Annotated in this window: 19 protein-coding genes; 14 read left to right on the top strand and 5 right to left on the bottom strand. The window is 61.1% G+C overall.

The window, feature by feature from the left end; genetic code table 11:
* From MB824_RS06335 to ettA, 7 genes are all read left to right on the top strand, one after another.
* The coding region (locus MB824_RS06335) for a hypothetical protein (RefSeq protein ID WP_238747006.1) at positions 1-421 on the top strand (421 nt) is incomplete at its 5' end.
* A 125-nt stretch (positions 422-546) separates the two neighbouring features.
* Positions 547-1890: a M23 family metallopeptidase gene (locus tag MB824_RS06330; protein WP_238747004.1), complete on the top strand. Its 1344-nt coding sequence runs from the start codon at positions 547-549 to the stop codon at positions 1888-1890.
* Between the two features lie 254 nt (positions 1891-2144).
* Positions 2145-4031, top strand: a complete 1887-nt coding sequence (locus MB824_RS06325; RefSeq protein WP_238747002.1) for a M48 family metalloprotease — start codon at positions 2145-2147, stop codon at positions 4029-4031.
* A 136-nt stretch (positions 4032-4167) separates the two neighbouring features.
* Entirely contained in the window at positions 4168-4374 is a 207-nt protein-coding gene (locus tag MB824_RS06320; RefSeq protein ID WP_238747000.1) for a transposase, read from the top strand.
* Positions 4375-4456: 82 nt separating this feature from the next.
* Positions 4457-4672 (top strand): hypothetical protein, encoded by a 216-nt coding sequence (locus MB824_RS06315; protein WP_238746992.1) that lies wholly within the window; start codon positions 4457-4459, stop codon positions 4670-4672.
* A 132-nt stretch (positions 4673-4804) separates the two neighbouring features.
* A complete protein-coding gene (locus MB824_RS06310) occupies positions 4805-5338 on the top strand; it encodes a hypothetical protein (RefSeq protein WP_238746990.1) in 534 nt (177 codons plus the stop codon).
* A gap of 134 nt (positions 5339-5472) precedes the next feature.
* The gene (gene ettA / locus MB824_RS06305; RefSeq protein WP_238746988.1) at positions 5473-7149 is read left to right on the top strand and encodes an energy-dependent translational throttle protein EttA; all 1677 of its coding nucleotides are present in this window, start codon (positions 5473-5475) and stop codon (positions 7147-7149) included.
* Positions 7150-7503: 354 nt separating this feature from the next.
* Here the strand turns inward: ettA and MB824_RS06300 are convergent, their stop codons facing one another.
* Positions 7504-8229 (bottom strand): SDR family oxidoreductase, encoded by a 726-nt coding sequence (locus tag MB824_RS06300; RefSeq protein ID WP_238746986.1) that lies wholly within the window; start codon positions 8227-8229, stop codon positions 7504-7506.
* A 275-nt stretch (positions 8230-8504) separates the two neighbouring features.
* On the opposite strand from MB824_RS06300, the gene MB824_RS06295 reads away from it, so the two are divergent.
* Entirely contained in the window at positions 8505-8930 is a 426-nt protein-coding gene (locus tag MB824_RS06295; RefSeq protein ID WP_238746985.1) for an HIT family protein, read from the top strand.
* Positions 8931-8995: 65 nt separating this feature from the next.
* Here MB824_RS06295 and hpnE read toward each other — a convergent pair whose 3' ends face one another.
* From hpnE to MB824_RS06275, 4 genes are all read right to left on the bottom strand, one after another.
* Positions 8996-10315 carry a hydroxysqualene dehydroxylase HpnE gene (gene hpnE, locus MB824_RS06290; RefSeq protein ID WP_238746983.1) on the bottom strand — a complete coding sequence of 440 codons (1320 nt, stop codon included), beginning with the start codon at positions 10313-10315 and terminating at the stop codon, positions 8996-8998.
* A complete protein-coding gene (hpnD, locus tag MB824_RS06285) occupies positions 10312-11163 on the bottom strand; it encodes a presqualene diphosphate synthase HpnD (RefSeq protein ID WP_238746981.1) in 852 nt (283 codons plus the stop codon). The genes hpnE and hpnD overlap by 4 nt, the downstream gene beginning before the upstream one ends.
* A gap of 93 nt (positions 11164-11256) precedes the next feature.
* Positions 11257-11928 (bottom strand): epoxyqueuosine reductase QueH, encoded by a 672-nt coding sequence (locus MB824_RS06280; protein ID WP_238746977.1) that lies wholly within the window; start codon positions 11926-11928, stop codon positions 11257-11259.
* Between the two features lie 33 nt (positions 11929-11961).
* Positions 11962-12150: a zinc-finger domain-containing protein gene (locus tag MB824_RS06275; RefSeq protein ID WP_238746974.1), complete on the bottom strand. Its 189-nt coding sequence runs from the start codon at positions 12148-12150 to the stop codon at positions 11962-11964.
* 328 nt (positions 12151-12478) lie between these two features.
* On the opposite strand from MB824_RS06275, the gene rpsU reads away from it, so the two are divergent.
* The 6 genes from rpsU to MB824_RS06245 all read left to right on the top strand — a co-directional run bounded on the left by rpsU (position 12479) and on the right by MB824_RS06245 (position 20250).
* Positions 12479-12691, top strand: coding sequence for a 30S ribosomal protein S21 (rpsU, locus tag MB824_RS06270; RefSeq protein ID WP_238746968.1), 213 nt, complete (start codon positions 12479-12481; stop codon positions 12689-12691).
* A gap of 139 nt (positions 12692-12830) precedes the next feature.
* Entirely contained in the window at positions 12831-13277 is a 447-nt protein-coding gene (locus tag MB824_RS06265) for a GatB/YqeY domain-containing protein (RefSeq protein ID WP_238746961.1), read from the top strand.
* Positions 13278-13409: 132 nt separating this feature from the next.
* The gene (gene mutL / locus MB824_RS06260) at positions 13410-15362 is read left to right on the top strand and encodes a DNA mismatch repair endonuclease MutL (protein WP_238746959.1); all 1953 of its coding nucleotides are present in this window, start codon (positions 13410-13412) and stop codon (positions 15360-15362) included.
* A 121-nt stretch (positions 15363-15483) separates the two neighbouring features.
* A complete protein-coding gene (locus tag MB824_RS06255; RefSeq protein ID WP_238746957.1) occupies positions 15484-15924 on the top strand; it encodes a DUF7832 domain-containing protein in 441 nt (146 codons plus the stop codon).
* 387 nt (positions 15925-16311) lie between these two features.
* Positions 16312-17727: an amino acid permease gene (locus MB824_RS06250; RefSeq protein ID WP_238747512.1), complete on the top strand. Its 1416-nt coding sequence runs from the start codon at positions 16312-16314 to the stop codon at positions 17725-17727.
* A gap of 309 nt (positions 17728-18036) precedes the next feature.
* Positions 18037-20250 (top strand): TonB-dependent hemoglobin/transferrin/lactoferrin family receptor, encoded by a 2214-nt coding sequence (locus MB824_RS06245; RefSeq protein ID WP_238746955.1) that lies wholly within the window; start codon positions 18037-18039, stop codon positions 20248-20250.
* Positions 20251-20326 lie beyond the last annotated feature (76 nt).

Raw genomic sequence — 20326 nt, 5'->3', positions numbered from 1 at the left:
TGAAAGCCCAAAGCAGCCTGAAAGCCCAAAGCAGCCTGAAAGCCCAAAGCAGCCTGAAAGCCCAAAGCAACCTGAAAGCTCAAAGCAGCCTGAAAATCCAAAGCAGCCTGAAAGCCCCCTGCGCTGGCGCAGTTACAATCATCTGCCCGCCGACGCGCCCTGCCCTAATGCCGCGGCATGGCAGCGTGCCGACCTGTTCGGCGGCGCCAGCGAAGACGGCCGTTATCTTTACGACGCCCTCTGCCGTCCAGACGGCCGCCTGCTGCTGACCCTGATTGCCGTCGATCAAGAATGGGGCTTTATCGAATGCGAACGGCATCTGGAATTTGCCGACCCCGCCGCCATGCTGGCGCAGGCCGTCGCCTTTGAAGCCGCGCCGCGTCAGGTGCTGGACGAGCTGGCCGCCGAAACGGCAGCCTGAAAACCCGATGCAATGTAGGTGCGCACCGCGCACCAAGAATGTTTTATGCACCATCCGCATCCTGCGGCAACCTGAAACCGCAGGCAGCCTGAAACCCGATTGTTAGAACACCGACCGAAACCGCCATGAGCAAAAAACCGCTTCTCGACAACCCGACCCTCAAAAAATTTCTGCCCAAAACCCGCCGCCGGCAAGCCGCGCTGGCTGCCGTGCTGGCCGCCGCCCTGCTGCTGCCGTGGGCGTGTTCCGGCGGCAGCAAAAACCCCAAACCCGCCGGCGGCGGCCGCGTGGTGGTGCAGGAATTGCCGCTGCCGCCCCTGTCCGAACAAAGCCAGGGCAGCAGCTACTGGCAGGACGAAGAAGTCCGCGCCGGCGACACGCTCGAAATCATACTGGCGCGGCTGGGCATCGAAGCGGGCAGCATCCGCGACCTGATGGCGCAAAGTCCGGTCGATCTGAAGTCGCTCAAGCTGCATTCGGGGCAGATTGTCAGCGTGCGCGCCGACGCCGAGCAGCATGTAACCGACGTCCAGTTTTTCAACGACGACGACAACGGCGAGCGCAATCTGGTGGCGCTGGAGCGGGTAAACGGCCGCTGGCAGCACCACACCGCCGCCGCCGACACCGAAACCCTGCCCTCGCTGCGTTCGGCGGTTATCACCACCTCCGCCGCCGGCGCGCTGGCACGGGCGGGCGTGCCGGTGGAAGTGCGCATCTCGCTCAAAGAGATTTTTTCCGGCAAAGTCAATCTGGACGAACTCAAAGAAGGCGACAGCGTGCGCGTGCTGTATGAAAGCCTGTATTTCCGCGGCCAGGAAATCGCCACCGGCAACATCCTCGCCGCCGAAATCACCGCCGGCGGCCAAACCTACTACGGCTACTACTTCGAGCAGGGCGAAAGCCGCGAAGGCAGCCGCGAAGGCAATTACTACGACGAAAACGGCCAGCCGCTCAAAGAAGGCTTCGCCGGCCTGCCCATCGAGCACTACACCCGCATCTCCTCGCCCTACGGCATCCGCATCCACCCCGTGCTGCACACCGTGCGCATGCACACCGGCATCGACTACGCCGCTCCCACCGGCACCCGCATTCTCGCCCCCAGCGACGGCGTGGTGAACTTCCGCGGCACCAAAGGCGGCTACGGCTACGCGGTAATGATCGACCACGGCAACGGCCTGGAAACGCTGTACGGCCACATGAGCGCCTTTGTCGAAGGCGTCAATGTCGGCACCCATGTGCGCGCGGGGCAGGTAATCGGCCTGGTCGGCAGCACCGGCCGCTCCACCGGCCCGCACCTGCACTATGAAGTGCGCATCAACGGCCAGCACGTCAACCCCGCCAGCGTCGCCCTGCCGGTGCCCAAGCTCACGCCGGTCAATATCGGCAGCCTGCAGAACTACCGCGCCAAAATCGACACCCTGATGTCCGCCGTCCGCGGCCTGCCCGGCATCGTGTCGCAAAAAGACTGACCCGCTTTTCAGGCTGCCCTGCCGTATGGGCAGCCTGAAAACAAAGCAGCCTGAAAACCATCCCGCCGTATCTTTCAAACGAAAACCGCTTTTCAGGCTGCTTTCGCACGCTTTACTTTGATTCAGGTGCCGTAGGGTGCGCACCGCGCACCGAAAACCACCGGCAACAGCATAATGGTGCGCGGGGCGCACCCTACAACTGAAACCCCAAAGCAGCCTGAAACCCCACCCCCCCAGCGCCACAGGAGCCCGCTATGGACTTTTTCCGCCACCGCCGTCTCGCCCGCCGCCGCAGCGCGTGGCTGGTGCTGCTGTATATTGCCGCGCTGCTGGCCACTTCCGCTTCGGTGTCGCTGGTGCTGGGCACGCTGTTGGTGTGGGCTTACGGTTTTGCCGGCAGGCCGGCCGCCTATTATCTGCCGTTCGCGCTCGGCACCGCGGCGCTGGTGGTGTCGCTCAGCCTGCACCGCATCAAACGGCTGCGCCGCGGCGGCGGCGAAGTGGCGGCCGAACTCGGCGGCCGGCGGCTGACGCGGCGCGAAGCCGACTTTCTCGAGCGCCGCCTGCTCAATCTGTGCGAAGAAACCGCCGCCGCCGCGATGCTGCCCGCCCCTGCCGTTTATCTGATCGACGGCAACACCGCCATCAACGCCTTTGCCGCCGGCACCGAACGCGGCAATGCCGCCATCGGCGTGACCCGCGGCGCGCTCGAGCAGCTTACGCGCGACCAGATGCAGGCGCTGCTCGCCCACGAGTTCAGCCACATCCGCCACGGCGACATGCGCCTGAACCAATATCTCAGCGGCTGGCTCTACGGCCTGCAGAGCATCGCCGGCAGCGGCCGCTACCTGCTGGAAGGGCAGGACGGCGATGCCGACTACCGCCGCAGCAAAAACGTCGATAACCACCCCTTCGACGGCTTGCTTGAAATCGTGCTGCCGCTGCTGCCCACCAGCCTGATTGGCGCGCTGCTGCTGGCGCTCGGCGCGGTCGGCAGCCTGTGCGCCCGCTGGATACAGGCCGCCGTGCTGCGCCAGCGCGAGTTTCTTGCCGACGCCGAAGCGGTGCGCCTGACCCGCCAGAAAGAGCCGATGCTCGAACTGCTGCGGCTGATCGGCAGCCAGAGCCTGCCGCACAAGGCGCCGCCGCACACCGACGCCTACGCCCATATGATGTTCTGCCGCCTGCACGATGGCGCAGGCAGCCTGAAAGCGCGGCTGGCAGCCACCCACCCGCCGCTTATCGAGCGCATCCGCCGCATCGACCCCGCCTACGCCCGCAGCCTGCCCGACGACTGGCAGCAGCAGCCCGGCCATGACGGCGACGGTATTTTCTTTGCCGACAGCCCCGCCGCCCTTGCCCAACGCTACGCCGCCGAACGCGAAAACCGCGAGCAGGAATACCGCAGCCGCTACCACGCCATGCAGGCGCGCATCCGCCGCCACCGGCCGGACGCCGCCGCCGAAGCCGCGCTCACGCCGCTGTGGCAGAACGCCGCCGATGACGAAGAATACGCATCCGCCGCGCTGCTGGCGCTGTTCGGCTGTTTCAGGCAGCCTGAAAACGGCGGCAACAGCGAAAACAGCGCCATTGCCGCCAATGTGTGGCGCCTGCTGCCGGCGATGGCCGCGCAATGCCCGCCGCCCGCGCCCGCCGTGCTTGAAACCCTGCTGCCGGCCTTTCTGATGCAGGACGAAACCGCCCGCGACGCGGTGCTTGCCGCCTGCCGAGCCGCCGTGGAAACAGCAAACGAAAAGCAGCCTGAAAACCTTTCGGCACCGGAAAATCGGCAAAATCCGCCAAGCAGGCAGCCTGCAACCGAAGGAATTCCCCATAGCAAAAATGCCGCCCCCGTCGCCCCGCGCCTGCTGCTGTGGAAACTGCTGGCCGCCTATCTCGCCCCCGCGCCCGAGTTCGGCCGCCGCAGCGAGTACCAAGATACGGAACTGCTGGCGCCGCAAACGCTTGACGATGCGGCGCTGGAAGCCGCGCTTGCCGCCGCCGCGCCGCTGAGCGAGTCCGCCCGCAACAATCTGCTGCGCCCGCAGGCCGCACGCTTAAGCACCGCCAACCCGCTGCTGTGGCGCCTGCTGTGCGTGCGCCTGAACTGCGCCGCCTGGAACGTCGGCGGCCGCGCCTGATTCAGGCAGAGCCCGGGCGCGGCGGCAAATCGGTTAAAATGCGGCATGCAGGCAGCCTGAAAGCCTGCAGCCTGCCGGCAAACGGTTTTCGGCAGCCGCCCGCCGCAAAATTTGATGCCGATATCAACGGGAGAGCATGATGGATAGCGAAAAAACCACCCACACCAGCAACGAGCGCGCCGCCGAAATCGAGCTGCTGCGCGAGCAGACCCGTCTGGTCGAAGCGCAAACCCAGTTGGAAAAAGTCCGCGCCGCCAGCCGCACCACCCTAATCGCCACCATCGGCGTGCTGCTGGCGATACTGTTTGGGCTGGGCTTTGTGCTGCTGATGGCGCGCGGCTGATTTTCCCGAGGGGACTTCCTGCGGTCGCAGGCTGCCTGCCCGGTCCCCAACTCTATTCCGAATCCGAAAAGGACAACAGATCATGACTGAAGCAAAGAAAGCGAAATTTACTCTGGTGCTGCCCGACGGTAGCTCGCCGCTCAAAGCGCCCCGCGAAGTGTTTATCGAACAATCTACCCAAAGCAACCAGGCCGATCTCAACGAGCTGGCGCGCGCAGAAGCGGTGCGCCGCGAAGCCGACGAGTTTATGAAAGAGCATCTGATCCAATCGCTGCGCGGCAAAATCGGCGGATTTTGACGCTTCGGCGGCTTTCAGGCTGCCTGAACGGCAAAAGCCAAGGCAGCCTGAAAACGCTTTTTCAAATGCCGTTTGAGCTTCATTGAAACCCGCTACGCTCGTTTTCAGGCTGCCTGAATCTCGGATAAAACCATGAACACCACACTCAAAATCAGTTTTTGGCGCATCACATCCTATTATTTAATCCTTGTCTTGTTATCTGCTTGGATCGGTATCCCGGGCACCGTATGGCTTGTTACGGACAGTTGGTGGATGCTGCTCTCACCGCTGGGCTGGTTTTTTTCCGCGAGCTTCATCATCACAGTCTGGAGTGCCTTTTTATGGCTGCGCGGCGTGCTGACACCCGACTGGATAGAAATCGGCAAAGACGGCATCCGCTACCATACCCTGTTTTCTTGGCGCAAAACCTTTGTTGCCTGGCAGGATATCGACAATTTTTATGTCCGCACCGTTAGGGGCAAGGGTAGAACAGGCTATTTTTTGTTTTACATTTTGAAGCAAGACCCAAAACCGTCACCCAAATACTTTTGGCGACGGGAAAAGAAAATCGAAATCCCGCTGGCCGAGATGGTTCGCGGCGGAATGCGTGCCGTTATCCAAGCCATTTGCAATCACTGCCCGCTGAAAAGACTAACCTTTCTGATGTCGCCATACGATTACCTTTAACGCAGCCGTTTCAGGCTGCATCAGCCAAAAGCAGCCTGAAAACGCTTTTTTAAATACTGTTTTAGCTTCGCTGAAACTCGCTACGCTCGTTTTCAGGCTGCCTGTTTCCTCCAATACCCACCCAAGGAGCTTTTATGAGCCAACAATACGTCTATTCCATGCTGCGCGTGAGCAAAGTCGTGCCGCCGCAGAAAACCATCATCAAAGACATTTCCCTGTCGTTCTTTCCGGGCGCGAAAATCGGTCTCTTAGGGCTGAACGGCGCGGGCAAGTCCACCGTTTTGCGGATTATGGCGGGCGTGGACAAAGAATTTGAAGGCGAAGCCGTGCCGATGGGCGGCATCAAAATCGGCTATCTGCCGCAAGAGCCGGAGCTTGACCCCGAAAAAACCGTGCGCGAAGAAGTGGAAAGCGGCTTGGGCGAAGTGGCCGCCGCGCAAAAGCGCTTGGAAGAGGTTTACGCCGAATACGCCAACCCCGATGCCGATTTTGACGCGCTGGCAGAAGAACAAGGCCGCTTGGAAGCGATTATCGCGGCGGGTTCATCCACCGGCGGCGGCGCGGAACACGAGCTGGAAATCGCCGCCGACGCGCTGCGCCTGCCCGATTGGGACACCAAAATCGGCGTGCTCTCGGGTGGCGAAAAACGCCGCGTCGCCCTATGCAAACTCTTGCTTTCCAAGCCCGATATGCTGCTGTTGGACGAGCCGACCAACCACTTGGACGCCGAATCGGTGGAATGGCTGGAACAATTTCTCGTGCGCTTCCCCGGCACAGTTGTTGCGGTAACGCATGACCGCTACTTCTTGGACAACGCCGCCGAATGGATTTTGGAGCTTGACCGCGGCCACGGCATCCCGTGGAAAGGCAACTACTCATCGTGGCTGGAGCAAAAAGAAAAACGCTTGGAAAACGAGGCCAAATCCGAAGCTGCGCGCGTGAAGGCGATGAAGCAGGAATTGGAATGGGTACGTCAGAATGCCAAAGGCCGCCAAGCCAAGTCCAAAGCGCGTTTGGCGCGTTTCGAAGAAATGAGCAACTACGAATACCAAAAACGCAATGAGACGCAGGAAATCTTCATTCCCGTCGCCGAGCGTTTGGGTAACGAAGTGATTGAATTTGTGAATGTTTCCAAATCGTTTGGCGACAAAGTGCTGATTGACGATTTGAGCTTCAAAGTGCCTGCGGGCGCGATTGTCGGCATCATCGGTCCGAACGGCGCGGGTAAATCGACGCTGTTCAAAATGATTTCGGGCAAAGAGCAGCCCGATTTCGGCGAAGTGAAAATTGGCCAAACCGTCAAAATGTCGCTCATCGACCAAAGCCGCGACGGCCTGCAAAACGACAAAACCGTGTTCGACAACATTGCCGAAGGCCGCGACATTTTGCAGGTCGGTCAGTTTGAAATTCCCGCCCGCCAATATTTGGGGCGTTTCAATTTCAAAGGCAGTGACCAAAGCAAAATCGCGGGGCAGCTCTCCGGCGGCGAACGCGGCAGGTTGCACTTGGCAAAAACCTTGTTGAGCGGCGGCAATGTGTTGCTGCTGGACGAGCCGTCCAACGACCTCGACGTAGAAACCCTGCGCGCGCTGGAAGACGCATTGTTGGAATTTGCCGGCAGCGTGATGGTGATTTCGCACGACCGCTGGTTCCTCGACCGCATCGCCACGCATATCTTGGCTTGCGAAGGCGATTCGAAATGGGTGTTCTTCGACGGCAACTATCAGGAATATGAAGCCGATAAGAAACGCCGCTTGGGTGAAGAGGGCGCGAAGCCGAAACGGATTCGGTATAAGCCTGTAACGCGGTGATGAAGTGAAAAAGGCAGCCTGAAAACGAGCGTAGCTAGTTTCAGCGAAGCTAAAACGGCATTTAAAAAAGCGTTTTCAGGCTGCCTTTAAACTTAGCAGCCCCTCTATCTCCGTCATTCCCGCGCAGGCGGGAATCTTGGTTGCACATTTAGCCATGCCGGAAAAAATAATCTGTTGCTCGGATTTCGCCAAGACTCCCGCCTGCGTAGAAATGACGGCATTTGCGCTTTTGACTTCACAACCCCCGTTTCACTAGGCAGCCTGAAAACAGCAAAACCGCGCTGACACCGAGCAAAAAAGCAGCCTGAAAATCATTTCCCGGTTTTCAGGCTGCCTTATTGTTGTCCGGCTGTTTCACAAATACACAATCTCGCCGCTGCGCCCCCTGCTCTCGCGGCTGGCCCAGTACACGAAAGCGGGCATGATGTCGGCCATGTCTTTGCGCTCGCTGGCCGCTTCGCCGGGGTGGGTTTTGATGCGCTGCGGCGAGTTGATGCTGCCAGGCACCAAGACGTTGGCGCGCAGATTGTCGAAGCGTTCCCATTCGTCGGCGGCGACGCGGCACAGGTAGTTGAGCGCGGCTTTGGAGGCGCCGAAGCCGCCCCAGTAGGCCTGCGGGGTTTCGCCGTGGCTTTCGCCGACGAAAATCACCGAAGCGTCGGGCGATTCTTTGAGCATCGGCAGCATCGCGCGGGTGAGCGCCATCGGCGCGACGGTATTGATGCGGTACTGGTTCACCCATTCGGCAACGGTTTGAAATTCCAGGGGCGACAGGGCATAGAAATAGCTGGCGCAGTGTACGATGCCGTCGAGCCGGCCGCCGGTGGCTTCGGCGATGGTGTGGGCCAGGCGCTCGTATTCGCTCTCTTCGGCCGCCATCAGATCAAAGCAGACGGCAAAGGGCTCGGCGCCGCCTGACTGGGCGATGCTGTCGTAAACCTTTTCCAGCTTTTTCTGGCTGCGCGCCATCAGAATCACGGTGGCGCCGGCAGCGGTATAGGCGGCGGCCACCTGTTCGCCCAAACCTTGCGAGGCGCCGGTAATCAGGATGGTTTTGTCTTGCAGTGCGGATTGGCTCATGGTTTTTCCTTTACTGGGAGACGGCAAAAGCGCAGATGCGCGGTTTTTTCAGGCTGCCTACCGCGCGGCTTAAACCGGCAGACGCAGGCGGCAGGAGCCAGATTGTAGCGTTTTTGCCGCGCTTTTGGGGCGGCGGCAGCCCCAAAAGCGCGCCGGCATGGTTTTCAGGCTGCCTAATCCGTCTTTATCCGATGCCGCTTTTTTTGGCCGCGCTTTTGCCCTAGAATGCGCTTTTCCCGTGTTTTCAAGCAATCGAGCAAGCAAAGGAGCAGTTTATGGCCAGTATTTTCAGCAAAATCATTGCGGGCGAAATCCCCGCGCGCTTGGTTTGGCGCGACAGCGAATGTGTGGCGTTTATGGACATTATGCCGGTATCCGAGGGGCATCTGCTGGTGGTGCCGCAACAGGAAACCGACCGCTGGCACGATCTGCCGCCGGCCACCGCCGCGCATCTGTTTGCCGTGGCCCACACCATCGCCGCCGCGCTGGACGAAATTTCCGAGCGCAGCCGCGTCGGCCTGATGATTGCCGGCTTCGACGTGCCGCACACCCACATCCATCTTTTCCCCGCCGACAGCATGGCGCAGTTCGACCCTAAAAACGCCGATAAAAACCCGCGCCCCGAAGATTTGGATGCTGCCGCCGAAAAAATCCGCGCCGCCCTGCGCGCCCGCGGCCACGGCGAAAATGTGCCGGAGTGAACCGGGATTGGTCGGATCCATCCGCCAAAAAGGCAGCCTGAAAAAGTTTTCAGGCTGCCTTTTGCTTACTGCCGGCGTGCCAACAGCGCCTGCGCCGCCGCTTCGCCGCTTTGCACGGCGGCTTCGAGGGTGGCGGGGTAGCGCGGGTGCAGCCAGTCGCCGGCCAGAAAGATGCGCTGTGCGTTCAGGCTGCTTTGATCGGGAGGCGCGACGCCGATCGGGCGGGCGGCGGTGGCGCGTTTTTCGGTGATGGCGCGGGCGACGACGGGAGCGGGGGCGGTGGGGCAGACGCGCAGGATGTCGGCGTGCACGCGGCTGATCCATTCGTCGGTAGACAGGCTGCCGTGCTGTTCGGACAGGCTGATTACGGCGGCGGTTTCAGGCTGCCCGTTCAGGCGGCTGCGATCGATCAGCCATTGGGCGGTGCCGCGGGCAAAGCCGGTCATGGCGGCGGGCAGCGGCAGCGCTTGCGGGTAACGCAGGTAAACGGTGGTGATGGCGTGGTAGCGCAGCGCCGACAAGGCAGCCTGAAAAGCATCGGCGGCGCTTTCAGGCAGCAATGCGCCCAAATGGTAGGGGGCGACGGCAGCGACGGCGGCATCGTAATCTTCGCCGTTGACGCGCACGCCGCCCGCTTCGCAGACGATGCGGCCGACGCGGCAGCTTGGGCGGTAGCGGCCGCCCTGCGCGCAGATGCGTTCGATCAGCGGCTCGGCAAACAGGGCGCCCAAATCGGTTTTGGGCAGGTAGTAATCGCTGTGCGCGGCGTCTGCCCATACGCCGTCGGCCAGCACGTTGGTCAAAGTTTTCAGGCTGCCTTCGGCCAGCGGCGTGTTGAGCGCGCCCCATACCAAGGGCTGCCAGAACTGCTCGATCTGCGCCTGCGGCACGCGCCGCGCCGCCAGCCAGTCGGCAATGCTTTGGTCGGGCGCGGTGCGGCGGGCGTGTTTTTGCAGTGCGTCCAGTTTGTTGAGCAGCGAGAGCCGCGCGGCAAACGGGGCGTTTTCGGCGCCGAGCAGGGCGCAGGCGAGATTGAGCGGCGCGGGCAGGCTTTTGGCGCGGATGCCGAGAAAGCGGCCGTGTTTGATGGAAAAGCGCAGGCCGTCGTGCAGATACCACTGCATCGGCAGGTGCAAAAAAGCGTTGTCGCGGCGCACGCCGGCCGATTCGAGCAGCCTGAACACGCTGCGGTAGGCGCCGATTAACAGGTGCTGGCCGTTGTCAAGAAAGGAAAAGCCGGCATCGGCGGCGACTTTGCGCGCGCGTCCGCCGGCTTCGCGGCCTGCTTCAAACAGGGTAACTTCGGTATGCGGCGCCAGCGCGGCGGCGGCGGCCAAACCCGCCCAACCGGCACCGATTACCGCCACTTTGCGCCGGCTGCTCACGGTTTGAACCCGAACAGCCAGTATTTCAGCGCCAGCCGCATTTTGCGCGGCTTGGGAATGCGGATTTTGTATTTCAGCACGTTTTCTACGCCGTCGCGGATGATTTCCTGCAGCAGGGCATAGTAGAGCCCGGCCATCACCAGCCCGGCCTTCTGGCTGCGGGCATCTTCGGCGGGCAGCAGAGCCAGCGCGCTGCGGTACTGCTCTTGGGCGCGGGCAGCCTGAAAATGCATCAGCTCGGCAAATTCGGGTGTGGCTTGGGCATCGAAAATATCGTTTTCGCCCACTTTAAAGCGCTTCAAATCTTCCTGCGGCAGGTAGATGCGGCCGAGTCGGGCGTCTTCGCCGACATCGCGGATGATATTGGTCAACTGCAGCGCCAGGCCGGTCTGCTCGGCGTATTGCAGGGTTTGCGGGTTGGTAAAGCCCAAAATCCGCGCAATCAGCCGCCCGACCACGCCGGCGACGCGGTGGCAGTAATACTGCAGATCGGCGAAGGTGGGGTAGCGGTCGTGGTGCAGATCCATTTCCATGCCGTTGATGATTTCTTCCAATTCCTGCTGCGGCAGCGCGTAGCGGCCGACTATTTCCTGCAAGGCCTGATTCACCGGATGCTCGGGCGCTGAAGCAGCCTGAAAGGCTTTGGCCAGATCCTGGCGCCACCAGGCCAGCGTGGTGCGGGCGACGGCGGGGTCGGAGCAGTCGTCGGCAACGTCGTCCACTTCGCGGCAGAAGGCGTAGAGCACGGTCATGGCGTCACGGCGCTCGGGGCTGAGAAAACGGAAGCCGTCGAGAAAGCTCGAGCCGCTGTTGCGGGCTTTTTCGCGGCAGTATTCGATGGGCTGCATGGGCAAATCCGGTGAAAAAAACGGTAACAACCGCCCGCAAGCGCGACCTGCGGGCGGTAGGCGATCGAGTGGGCGGCGACGGCGGCGGCGGAATCAGGAATCTTCGTCGCCGTAGTATTTGACGCCGATTTTGATCGGCTCGCGCCCCTGGCTGCGGCGGTGGGCGTTGGAATCGCGCAGCGAATAGGCGCAGCCGCAGTATTCCTGCTGGTAGAAGTGTTCACGCTTGCTGATTTCGATCATGCGGGCGCTGCCGCCGCCTTTGCGCCAGTTGTAGTCCCAATAGACGATGCCGGGGTATTTGGCGGCGGCGCGGATGCCGCAGTCGTTGATCTGGTTCATGTTTTTCCAGCGCGAGATGCCCAGCGAGCTGGTAATCACCGGAAAACCGTGTTCGTAGGCATACAGGGCGGTGCGCTCGAAACGCATGTCGAAACACATGGTGCAGCGGATGCCGCGCTCGGGTTCGTATTCCATGCCTTTGGCGCGCTCGAACCAGTTGTCCACGTCGTAATCAGCGTCGATAAAGGGCACGCCGTGTTTTTCGGCAAAGGCGATGTTTTCGTTTTTGCGCAGCTCGTATTCTTTGAGCGGGTGGATGTTGGGATTGTAGAAATAAATGGTGTAGTCGATGCCGCTGGCGAGCATGGCTTCCATCACTTCGCCGCTGCACGGGGCGCAGCACGAATGCAGCAGCACTTTTTTGTGGCCGCCGGGCGGAACCAGCACGGGACGGTCAATCGGGGTAACTTCGGGTTTGTTCATAATCTGGATTTTCAGGCTGCCTGAAGCGGCGCTTTAGTGGTGGCCGTGGGCTTCGCCGTCGAGAAAATACACGGTGCCGCAGTAGGGGCACTCGATTTCGGAAAAAGATTTAATGGGCAGAAACACGCGCGGATGGCCGTTCCACGCCTGCTCTTGCGGGCCGTTGCAGTGCAGCGGCAGATCGTGCGGGGTGATGACTACGGTTTCGGGCTGTTTGGCCATGGTCGGGTCCTGTTGTTTTATTGTTGTAAAGGGCGGCATTTTAACGCAGTTTGACGTTTTAATCAGCTATCGCCGGCCGGAATTTGACAAAGCTTAACGCCGCTGCGATAATCGCGCCGTTTTTTGCCGGCCGTCTTGATGACGGCTCGAATGTTTTCCAGGCGCCGCCTGCCGTGCAGACCGCGCCGACCCGTTAGGAGGTGATGTTTCATCACAGGCGGCGCACCCCGCCCGGCCGCAGCGCCCAAACACGGTGCCGAACCTTTTTTCAGGCTGCCCGTCCCTTGCGGCAGCCGCAAACGAAACCGAATTCATTTAGGAAATTGATATGCCTACCATCCGCGTAAAAGAAAACGAACCCTTTGAAGTTGCGATGCGCCGTTTCAAACGCGCCATCGAAAAAACCGGCCTGCTCACCGAGCTGCGTGCCCGCGAAGCCTACGAAAAGCCGACTACCGAGCGCAAACGCAAAAAAGCCGCTGCGGTAAAACGCCTGCAAAAACGCCTGCGCAGCCAGCAGCTGCCGCCGAAATACTATTGATTTTGGAGCCGTCCCGCCGATGCGGGGCGCGTGTTTGCCGCACCGCACAACCTTTTTCGGTTTGCGGTGCTTTTGCTTTTTTCAGGCTGCCGGCAAGTTTCAGGCTGCCTGAAAAACCACAGCAATCAGGAGTGAGACCATGAATCTGAAAACCCGTCTGCAGGAAGACATGAAAGATGCAATGCGCGCCAAAGACCAAGCCGCGCTCTCCACCATCCGCCTGGCCAACGCCGCCATCAAACAGTTTGAAGTCGATGAGCGCGCCGAAGCGGACGACGCCAAAATCATTGCCATCCTCAGCAAAATGATCAAACAGCGCAAAGACAGCGCCAAAATCTACAGCGACGCCGGCCGCAGCGATCTGGCCGACAAAGAAAACGCCGAAACCGCCATCCTGCAGCGCTACCTGCCGCAGATGCTCTCCGCCGAAGAAATCCAAGCCGCGGTTGCCGCCGCCGTTGCCGAAACCGGTGCCGCCGGCAATGCCGACATGGGCAAAGTGATGGGACTGCTCAAAAGCCGGCTGGCCGGCAAGGCCGATATGGGCGAAGTGAACCGCGCGGTCAAAGCCGCGCTTAGCGCCTGATTCTCCCGCCGCCGTTTTCAGGCTGCCTTGCAACTCAGGCAGCCTGAAAGCGGGTTTACGGGCTTCTGCGAAGCCAAAACCCCTTATGCCGCCCCATCCGCCCGCCGCGGACGTTTCAAACACGGAAAAGCCATGTCCCGCATCGCCGCCCTACCCGACCATCTCGTCAACCAAATCGCCGCCGGCGAAGTGGTGGAGCGCCCCGCCAACGCGCTGAAGGAAATCATCGAAAACAGCTTGGACGCCGGCGCCGACGACATCCGCGTCGAGCTGGCCGGCGGCGGCATCAAACTGATCCGCGTGCAGGACAACGGCTCCGGCATCCACCCCGACGATCTGCCGCTGGCGCTCGCGCGCCACGCTACCAGCAAAATCAGCAGCCTGAGCGATCTGGAACGGGTGGCCAGCATGGGCTTTCGCGGCGAAGGGCTGGCCAGCATCGCCTCGGTGTCGCGGCTGACGCTGACCAGCCGCCAGGCCGGCAGCAGCCATGCCAGCCAGATCCGCGCCGAAGACGGGCGTTTGAGTCCGGTGGTTTCTGCCGCCCACCCCGAAGGCAGCAGCGTCGAAGTGTCCGAGCTTTTTTTCAACACGCCGGCGCGGCGCAAATTCCTCAAATCCGAAGCCACCGAGTATGCCCACTGTGCCACCATGTTCGACCGTTTGGCGCTGTCGCATCCGCAGGTGGCTTTTTCGCTGGCGCACAACGGCAAAACCGTCTGCCGCTATCCGGCGCAAAGCCTGGCGGAGCGCTGCGCGGCGGTGCTGGGTGCAGACTTTCAGGCTGCCTCGCTGGCGGTGGACAGCGGCGCCGGCGAAATCCGCCTGCACGGCTTTATCGCCAAACCGACGTTCTCCAAAGGCCGCAGCGACAAACAGTTTTGCTTCGTCAACCAGCGCTATGTGCGCGACAAAGTGATGCTGCACGCGGTCAAACAAGCCTACCGCGACGTGCTGCATCACCAGCTCACTCCCGCTTTCGCACTGTTTCTCGAACTGCCCGCCGAGCTGGTCGATGCCAACATCCATCCGGGCAAAACCGAAGTGCGTTTCCGCAACAGCCAGGCGGTGCACCAGCTGGTGTTCCACACACTCGACAAAGCGCTCTCGCAAACCCGCGCCGACCAAACCGAAAGCGTGGGCAACGCCGGCGAAATCCTGCACAGCGTCCATGCCGCCGCCCAGGGCAGACAGACTGAAAGCAGGCAGCCTGAAAGCGCTGATGGCGACGACGCGGCTGCCGTTTTCGGCACCACCCCGTCCATGCCGCTACCGGCCGGCACCACCGGCGGATCAGGCTACGGCCGCAGCGCCCCCGCGCCCTACTCCGCTGCCCCGCGTGCGCCGCGCCAGGGCGCGCTGACGCTCAACGAAAGCCGCGCCGCGCTCGAAACCTACGCCCGCCTGTATCAGGACGACGAACTCGACCGCGCCTTTCCCGAAACGCCGGTCGACAGGCAGCCTGAAAACACGGCGGACGACAATGCCGCCGCTGCGGATTACCCGCTTGGTTTTGCCATCGCCCAGCTGCTCGACATCTACATTCTGGCGCAAGCGCAGGACAGCCTGCTGCTGATCGACATGCACGCCGCCGCCGAGCGCGTGAACTACGAAAAAATGAAAGCCCGCCGGCAGGCGGCAGGCAGCCTGAACAGCCAGCATCTGCTGATTCCGGTGAGCTTTGCCGCCGACCATCAGGAAATGGCGGCGCTGACCGAGCATGGCGACACCCTGCGCGCCTTCGGTCTCGAACTTTCGGCCTTGGGCGAGCGCACCATCGCCGTGCGCGCCGTGCCGCAGATGCTGGCCAAAGCCGATGCCGAAGCACTCGCCCGCAGCGTGTTGCGCGAAATGGCGCAGTTTGAATCCGGCCGCCTGCTCGAAGAATACGAAAACCGCCTGCTCTCGACCATGGCCTGCCACGGCTCGGTGCGCGCCGGCCGCCGCCTGACGCTGCCGGAAATGAACGCGCTTTTGCGCGACATGGAAAACACCCCGCGCAGCAACCAGTGCAACCACGGCCGCCCGACCTGGGTCAAACTCACGCTTAAAGAACTGGACGCGCTGTTTCTGCGCGGGCAGTAGGCGGATCAGCCTTTCAGGCTGCCGCCCCAAACCAAAGGCAGCCTGAAAAACCGTTTTGGCGTTTTCAGGCTGCCTTGCCGATTTTCAGGCTGCCGCCGCGCAGTTTTAGCGAAAGCACACCATGCACTACGACCACATCTCTTTCCATATCGACGAAAACTACCCGCCCGAGCTGCCGCACGGCAACGCCCTGCACCATATGGCGCACTACTACGCCTGGGCGGTATCGCAAAACCTGCACAGCGCCGCCGCGGCCGCGCTGCCCGGTTTTGCCCAAATGCAGCGCGGCGAAACGCCCGCCGCCCAGTTTGTCGAACGCCAGCTGGCGCAGGGCTTGGACGATACCTGTTTCAACGACTTGGGCAGGCGCTTCACCGCCTTTTACTACGCCGACGAAGACGAAGGCTACGGCCGCTTTATCGAAGACTATTTCGCCGCACTCGGCTTGGAGAGCGAAGCGGACTTCTACCGCACCGAAGGCTCGCCGGCAGAAGCCGCTAAGCTGTTTCCCCGCTTTCAGGCTGCTTTCGAGCGCTGGTACGGCAGCCTGAAAGACAAATAATCCGCCCTGCGGCAGCCTGAAAAAACCGCCGGCCGCAAGGGCAGGTAACCACTTTGGTTTTCCGTCCGCCAAACGGCTTTGCGCGCTTTCAGGCTGCCTGAAAAACAGCCGGCGAAAAGCAGCCTGAAACTTGGGCAAAGCCGGTAAACTACACGAATCATACTTTCAGGCTGCTTTGCTGCCGGCTGCAGCGAAAAAACGCCGGCCGCCGATTGGTCGGCGCCGCGCTTTCCCGTACAATCCGCGCACCTTGCCGCCGCGCCCGACATGACGCGGCGGCTTACCATCCGACTTTTGTTTCCGAGAAAGAGAACCACCGTGTCCCAAACTCCTGCTTCCGGCGAAAGCCGCAGCGTCCAGCGGCGTTTGAAAACCCGCCATCTGAGCATGATCGCCATCGGCGGCAGCATCGGCACCGGCCTGTTTATGGCCAGCGGCAGCGCGATTCACAGCGCCGGCCCGGGCGGTGCGCTTTTGGCCTACGCCGCCATCGGCGTGATGGTGTATTTTCTGATGACTTCTTTGGGCGAAATGGCTACCTATCTGCCCACTTCCGGCTCGTTTGCCACTTATGCCGCGCGTTTTGTCGATCCTTCACTGGGTTTCGCGCTGGGCTGGAATTACTGGTTCAACTGGGTGATTACCGTGGCGGCAGACATTTCCATCGCCGCGCTGGTGATTACTTATTGGGAGCCGATGCGCTTTATGCCGCCGTGGGGCTGGAGTCTGCTGTTTTTCGGGCTGATTTTGCTGTTAAACCTGCTGTCGGTGCGGGCGTTTGGCGAGTCGGAGTATTGGTTTGCGCTGATTAAGGTGGTTACCGTGGTGGTGTTTCTCGGCATCGGCACGCTGACCATTTTCGGTATTTTGGGCGGCGAATACGTAGGCTTGGCCAACTTTACCGTGGGCGATGCGCCCTTTCTCGGCCAGAGCTTTTCAGGCAGCTTTCTCACCGCGCTGGGGGTGTTTCTGATTGCCGGTTTTTCCTTTCAGGGCACCGAGCTGATCGGCGTTACCGCCGGCGAATCGGAAAATCCCAAAGAGAGCATTCCCAAAGCGATCAAACAGGTATTCTGGCGCATTCTGATTTTCTACATTCTGGCGATTTTGGTGATCGGCCTGCTGATTCCCTACACCAACCCCGCCCTGCTTGGCGCGGAAAACGTGCAGGAAATCGCCAAATCGCCGTTTACGCTGGTATTCGAGCGCGCCGGCCTGGCTTTTGCCGCCGCGATTATGAACGCCGTTATCCTCACGTCCATCCTTTCGGCCGGCAATTCCGGCATGTACGCCTCCACCCGTATGCTCTACGCTATGGGCAACGACGGCCTGGCCTACCGCCTGTTCGGCCGCACCAACCGCGCCGGCGTGCCGGTGGCGGCGGTGCTGGCGACTGCGGTGGTGGCGCTGTCGGTCTTTCTGATTGAAATCGTCAACGAAGGCGCCTACGAATACATCGTCGCCGCCTCCGGCATGACCGGCTTTATCGCCTGGCTGGGCATCGCCGCCAGCCACTACCGCTTCCGCCGCGCCTATCTGGCGCAAGGCCGCCGCCTGGACGATTTGGTTTACCGCGCCAAATGGTTCCCGCTCGGCCCCCTGCTGGCGCTGGCGCTGTGCGTGCTGGTGATTATCGGCCAGGACACCCAGCTGGTGCTCGAAGGCGATTTCAACTGGCAACGCCTGCTGATTACCTATATGGGCCTGCCGATTTTTGCCGGCTTCTACCTTTATCACAAGCTGCGCCACAAAACGCGCCTGATTCCGCTCAAAGAAGTGGATTTGAGCCAGAATGTCGATTGATCAAACAACAGCAAAACAAAAAAGCGTGCCCGCTGCGGCACGCTTTTTTGCTGGTGCCGACGCCAAAGCCGGCAGGGTTTTTCCTGACGAAATATTAAGTTGATGCGGTTTTTTGTTAAAAGAAAACGCAAAATCTTTACATAAATAGTGTGAATAATTATAATCCTTATTATTTATAACAAAGCACCGCCTTTCGGCTGACGGCATTTAAGCAAACGGCAGATGCCCGTTTCAGCCTTTCAGGCAGCCTGAAAACACAAACCGCAGCGATATTGTTTTGCAACGTTTCCCATACCGAGGAGAAAAACCATGAAACCGCAAGCCAAGCCCCTGCATCTGGCTCAAATCATCGCCCTGCTGTTTGCCGCGCCCGCCGCCTTTGCCGCCGACGACACCGCGCCGCAGCAGGCCAAAGAATTGGAGACGGTCATCGTCAAAGGCGAGCGCAGCCGCAAGCCCGAGCAGACGGTGATTACCGACAAAGACCTGCAGCGCGCCGCCGCCCAAAATATCGACGACAGCATCCTCTACGAACCCGGCGTGGACGTGCGCTCCGACAATCTGCAGCACGGCCATTCGGGCTATGTGATCCGCGGCATGGGCGGCAACCGCATCCAGATGGATATCGACGGCATTCCGCTGCCCGATTCGCATGAAGACTTAACCGGCGGCCCCGGCGCCTCGCCCGAAACCAGCGTGAACCGCGACACCGTCGAAACCGACACCCTCAAGCGCATCAGCATCAGCAAAAACGCCAATGCCGCCGAAAACGGCGCCGGCGCTTTGGGCGGTACCGTTGCCATGCGCACCTACAGCCCCTCCGATTTTGTCAGCAGCGACAAACCGCTGTATCTGGGGCTCAAATACGGCTACCGCAGCACTTACCGCAGCCACGGCATCACCGCCACCTTGGCCGGCAAGCACGATATTTTCGCCGGCATGCTGATGCTGACCCGCCGCCGCCTGCACGAAGCGGAAAACTATGCCGAAAACGACGGCACCGGCGCCCGCCGCACGGTATCCAACCAGCAAAAAAGCCAGAATCTCAACGTGCTGGCCAAAGGCGAAATTGCCCGCGGCGCCCACCGCGGCGAGCTGGCCTTCGAGCAGTTTCTGCGCGATACCCACACCGAACGGCTGGAAAAACAGGGCAGCGGCCGCGGCAATGCCGGCTGGCTGGAGCGGCCGGTTTCCAACGGCGACGACAAATACAACCGCCGCCGCCTGAGCATCGGCTACCGCTACCAGCCTGAACGCGGCTGGGTCGAAAAAATCTCCGCCCAAGCCTACCGCCAGGCTTTCGATGTTTACAACCTTACGCAAGACCATGTTTCCGCCAGCCGCACCCCGGGCGCGCCGCCCTATCTGGTGCAAAACAAAGACGAGCGCCGCAAATTCGAGCAGCGCCACACCGGCGTCAGCGCCGACATCGCCATGCGCTTTCAAACCGGCAGCCTGCTGCACCGCCCGTCTTTCGGTGCCGAATACCGCCAGACCAAAACCGGCCGCCTGATCCAGCAGGACGTTAGCGGCACCCAAAACCAGCAGGTGGAAAACCGCAGCTTCCCGCCGTCCGATCGCCGCGTGTTCGCCCTCTACGGCCAAAACGAAACCGCCTTCAACGAGCACTTCAGCATCAACTTCGGCCTGCGTTACCACCGCGAAAAAACCAAGTTCACCATCGACGACGCCTACCGCGCCTACACCCGCAACCAACCGCTGGCGCCCGATTCCGTTTCCGCCCACGCCCTGCTGCCCTCGCTGGGCATGAAATGGCAGTTTGCCCCCGGCTACAGCTGGTTTGCCAACTACAGCTTCGGCTTCCGTTCGCCCGGCCCCGATCTGATTGCCGCCGGCTACCAAAGCCCGTCCAACCGCTACCGCGTGCGGCCGAACGCCGATCTGAAACCGGAAAAATCGCGCAATTTTGAAACCGGCTTAAGCTACAGCGGCGAGCGCCTGAACCTGCGTACCACCGCTTTTTACAACCGCTACAAAGACTTTATCGGCTACTACACCGAAAGCGACCCCGCCAGACTGCCGCCGAACTATCTGTTTGAAATCTACTACCGCAACATCGCCCGCGCCAAAACCTACGGCTTCGATATCTCCGCCGATTGGGCGCTGAGCCGCGAATTCAAACTCTCCGGCGGCCTGGCGTGGATGCGCGGCGTCAATGAAACCAGCGGCAACCCACTCTCCAACGCCCACCCGCTGCAAGGCTTTGTCGGCATCGATTACCAGCGCGAAAGCTGGGATGTCGGCACCCGCCTGCGCTGGTCGGCGAAAAACCGCCGCGTTGCCGACGAACAGGACTTCAAAGCGCCCGGCTACGGCGTGTGGGACATCAGCGCCAATTACCGGCCGCATAAAAACGTCGAAATCAGCGCCGGCGTCTATAACGTGCTCGACAAACGCCACTGGCGCTACGCCGATGTGGCGGGTGTGAAGAAAACCGGTACCATCGACCGCTACACCCAGCCTGGCCGCAACTACGCGCTCGGCCTGCATCTGAAGTTCTAAAGCCCAAGGCAGCCTGAAAACGCCCAATCCGCTTTCAGGCTGCCTATTGCCCAAACAAGCAGCCTGAAAGCAGCCT

The organism is Kingella pumchi (assembly GCF_022288825.1).
Lineage (GTDB): Bacteria > Pseudomonadota > Gammaproteobacteria > Burkholderiales > Neisseriaceae > Kingella_D > Kingella_D pumchi.
This window is presented reverse-complemented; position numbering and strand designations above follow the sequence as displayed.

Coding starts and splice junctions, on each gene's coding strand:
- MB824_RS06330 (WP_238747004.1), top strand. CDS start 547: ATGAGCAAAAAACCGCTTCTCGACAACCCGACCCTCAAAAAATTTCTG.
- MB824_RS06325 (WP_238747002.1), top strand. CDS start 2,145: ATGGACTTTTTCCGCCACCGCCGTCTCGCCCGCCGCCGCAGCGCGTGG.
- MB824_RS06320 (WP_238747000.1), top strand. CDS start 4,168: ATGATGGATAGCGAAAAAACCACCCACACCAGCAACGAGCGCGCCGCC.
- MB824_RS06315 (WP_238746992.1), top strand. CDS start 4,457: ATGACTGAAGCAAAGAAAGCGAAATTTACTCTGGTGCTGCCCGACGGT.
- MB824_RS06310 (WP_238746990.1), top strand. CDS start 4,805: ATGAACACCACACTCAAAATCAGTTTTTGGCGCATCACATCCTATTAT.
- ettA (WP_238746988.1), top strand. CDS start 5,473: ATGAGCCAACAATACGTCTATTCCATGCTGCGCGTGAGCAAAGTCGTG.
- MB824_RS06300 (WP_238746986.1), bottom strand. CDS start 8,229: ATGAGCCAATCCGCACTGCAAGACAAAACCATCCTGATTACCGGCGCC.
- MB824_RS06295 (WP_238746985.1), top strand. CDS start 8,505: ATGGCCAGTATTTTCAGCAAAATCATTGCGGGCGAAATCCCCGCGCGC.
- hpnD (WP_238746981.1), bottom strand. CDS start 11,163: ATGCAGCCCATCGAATACTGCCGCGAAAAAGCCCGCAACAGCGGCTCG.
- MB824_RS06280 (WP_238746977.1), bottom strand. CDS start 11,928: ATGAACAAACCCGAAGTTACCCCGATTGACCGTCCCGTGCTGGTTCCG.
- MB824_RS06275 (WP_238746974.1), bottom strand. CDS start 12,150: ATGGCCAAACAGCCCGAAACCGTAGTCATCACCCCGCACGATCTGCCG.
- rpsU (WP_238746968.1), top strand. CDS start 12,479: ATGCCTACCATCCGCGTAAAAGAAAACGAACCCTTTGAAGTTGCGATG.
- MB824_RS06265 (WP_238746961.1), top strand. CDS start 12,831: ATGAATCTGAAAACCCGTCTGCAGGAAGACATGAAAGATGCAATGCGC.
- mutL (WP_238746959.1), top strand. CDS start 13,410: ATGTCCCGCATCGCCGCCCTACCCGACCATCTCGTCAACCAAATCGCC.
- MB824_RS06255 (WP_238746957.1), top strand. CDS start 15,484: ATGCACTACGACCACATCTCTTTCCATATCGACGAAAACTACCCGCCC.
- MB824_RS06250 (WP_238747512.1), top strand. CDS start 16,312: ATGATCGCCATCGGCGGCAGCATCGGCACCGGCCTGTTTATGGCCAGC.
- MB824_RS06245 (WP_238746955.1), top strand. CDS start 18,037: ATGAAACCGCAAGCCAAGCCCCTGCATCTGGCTCAAATCATCGCCCTG.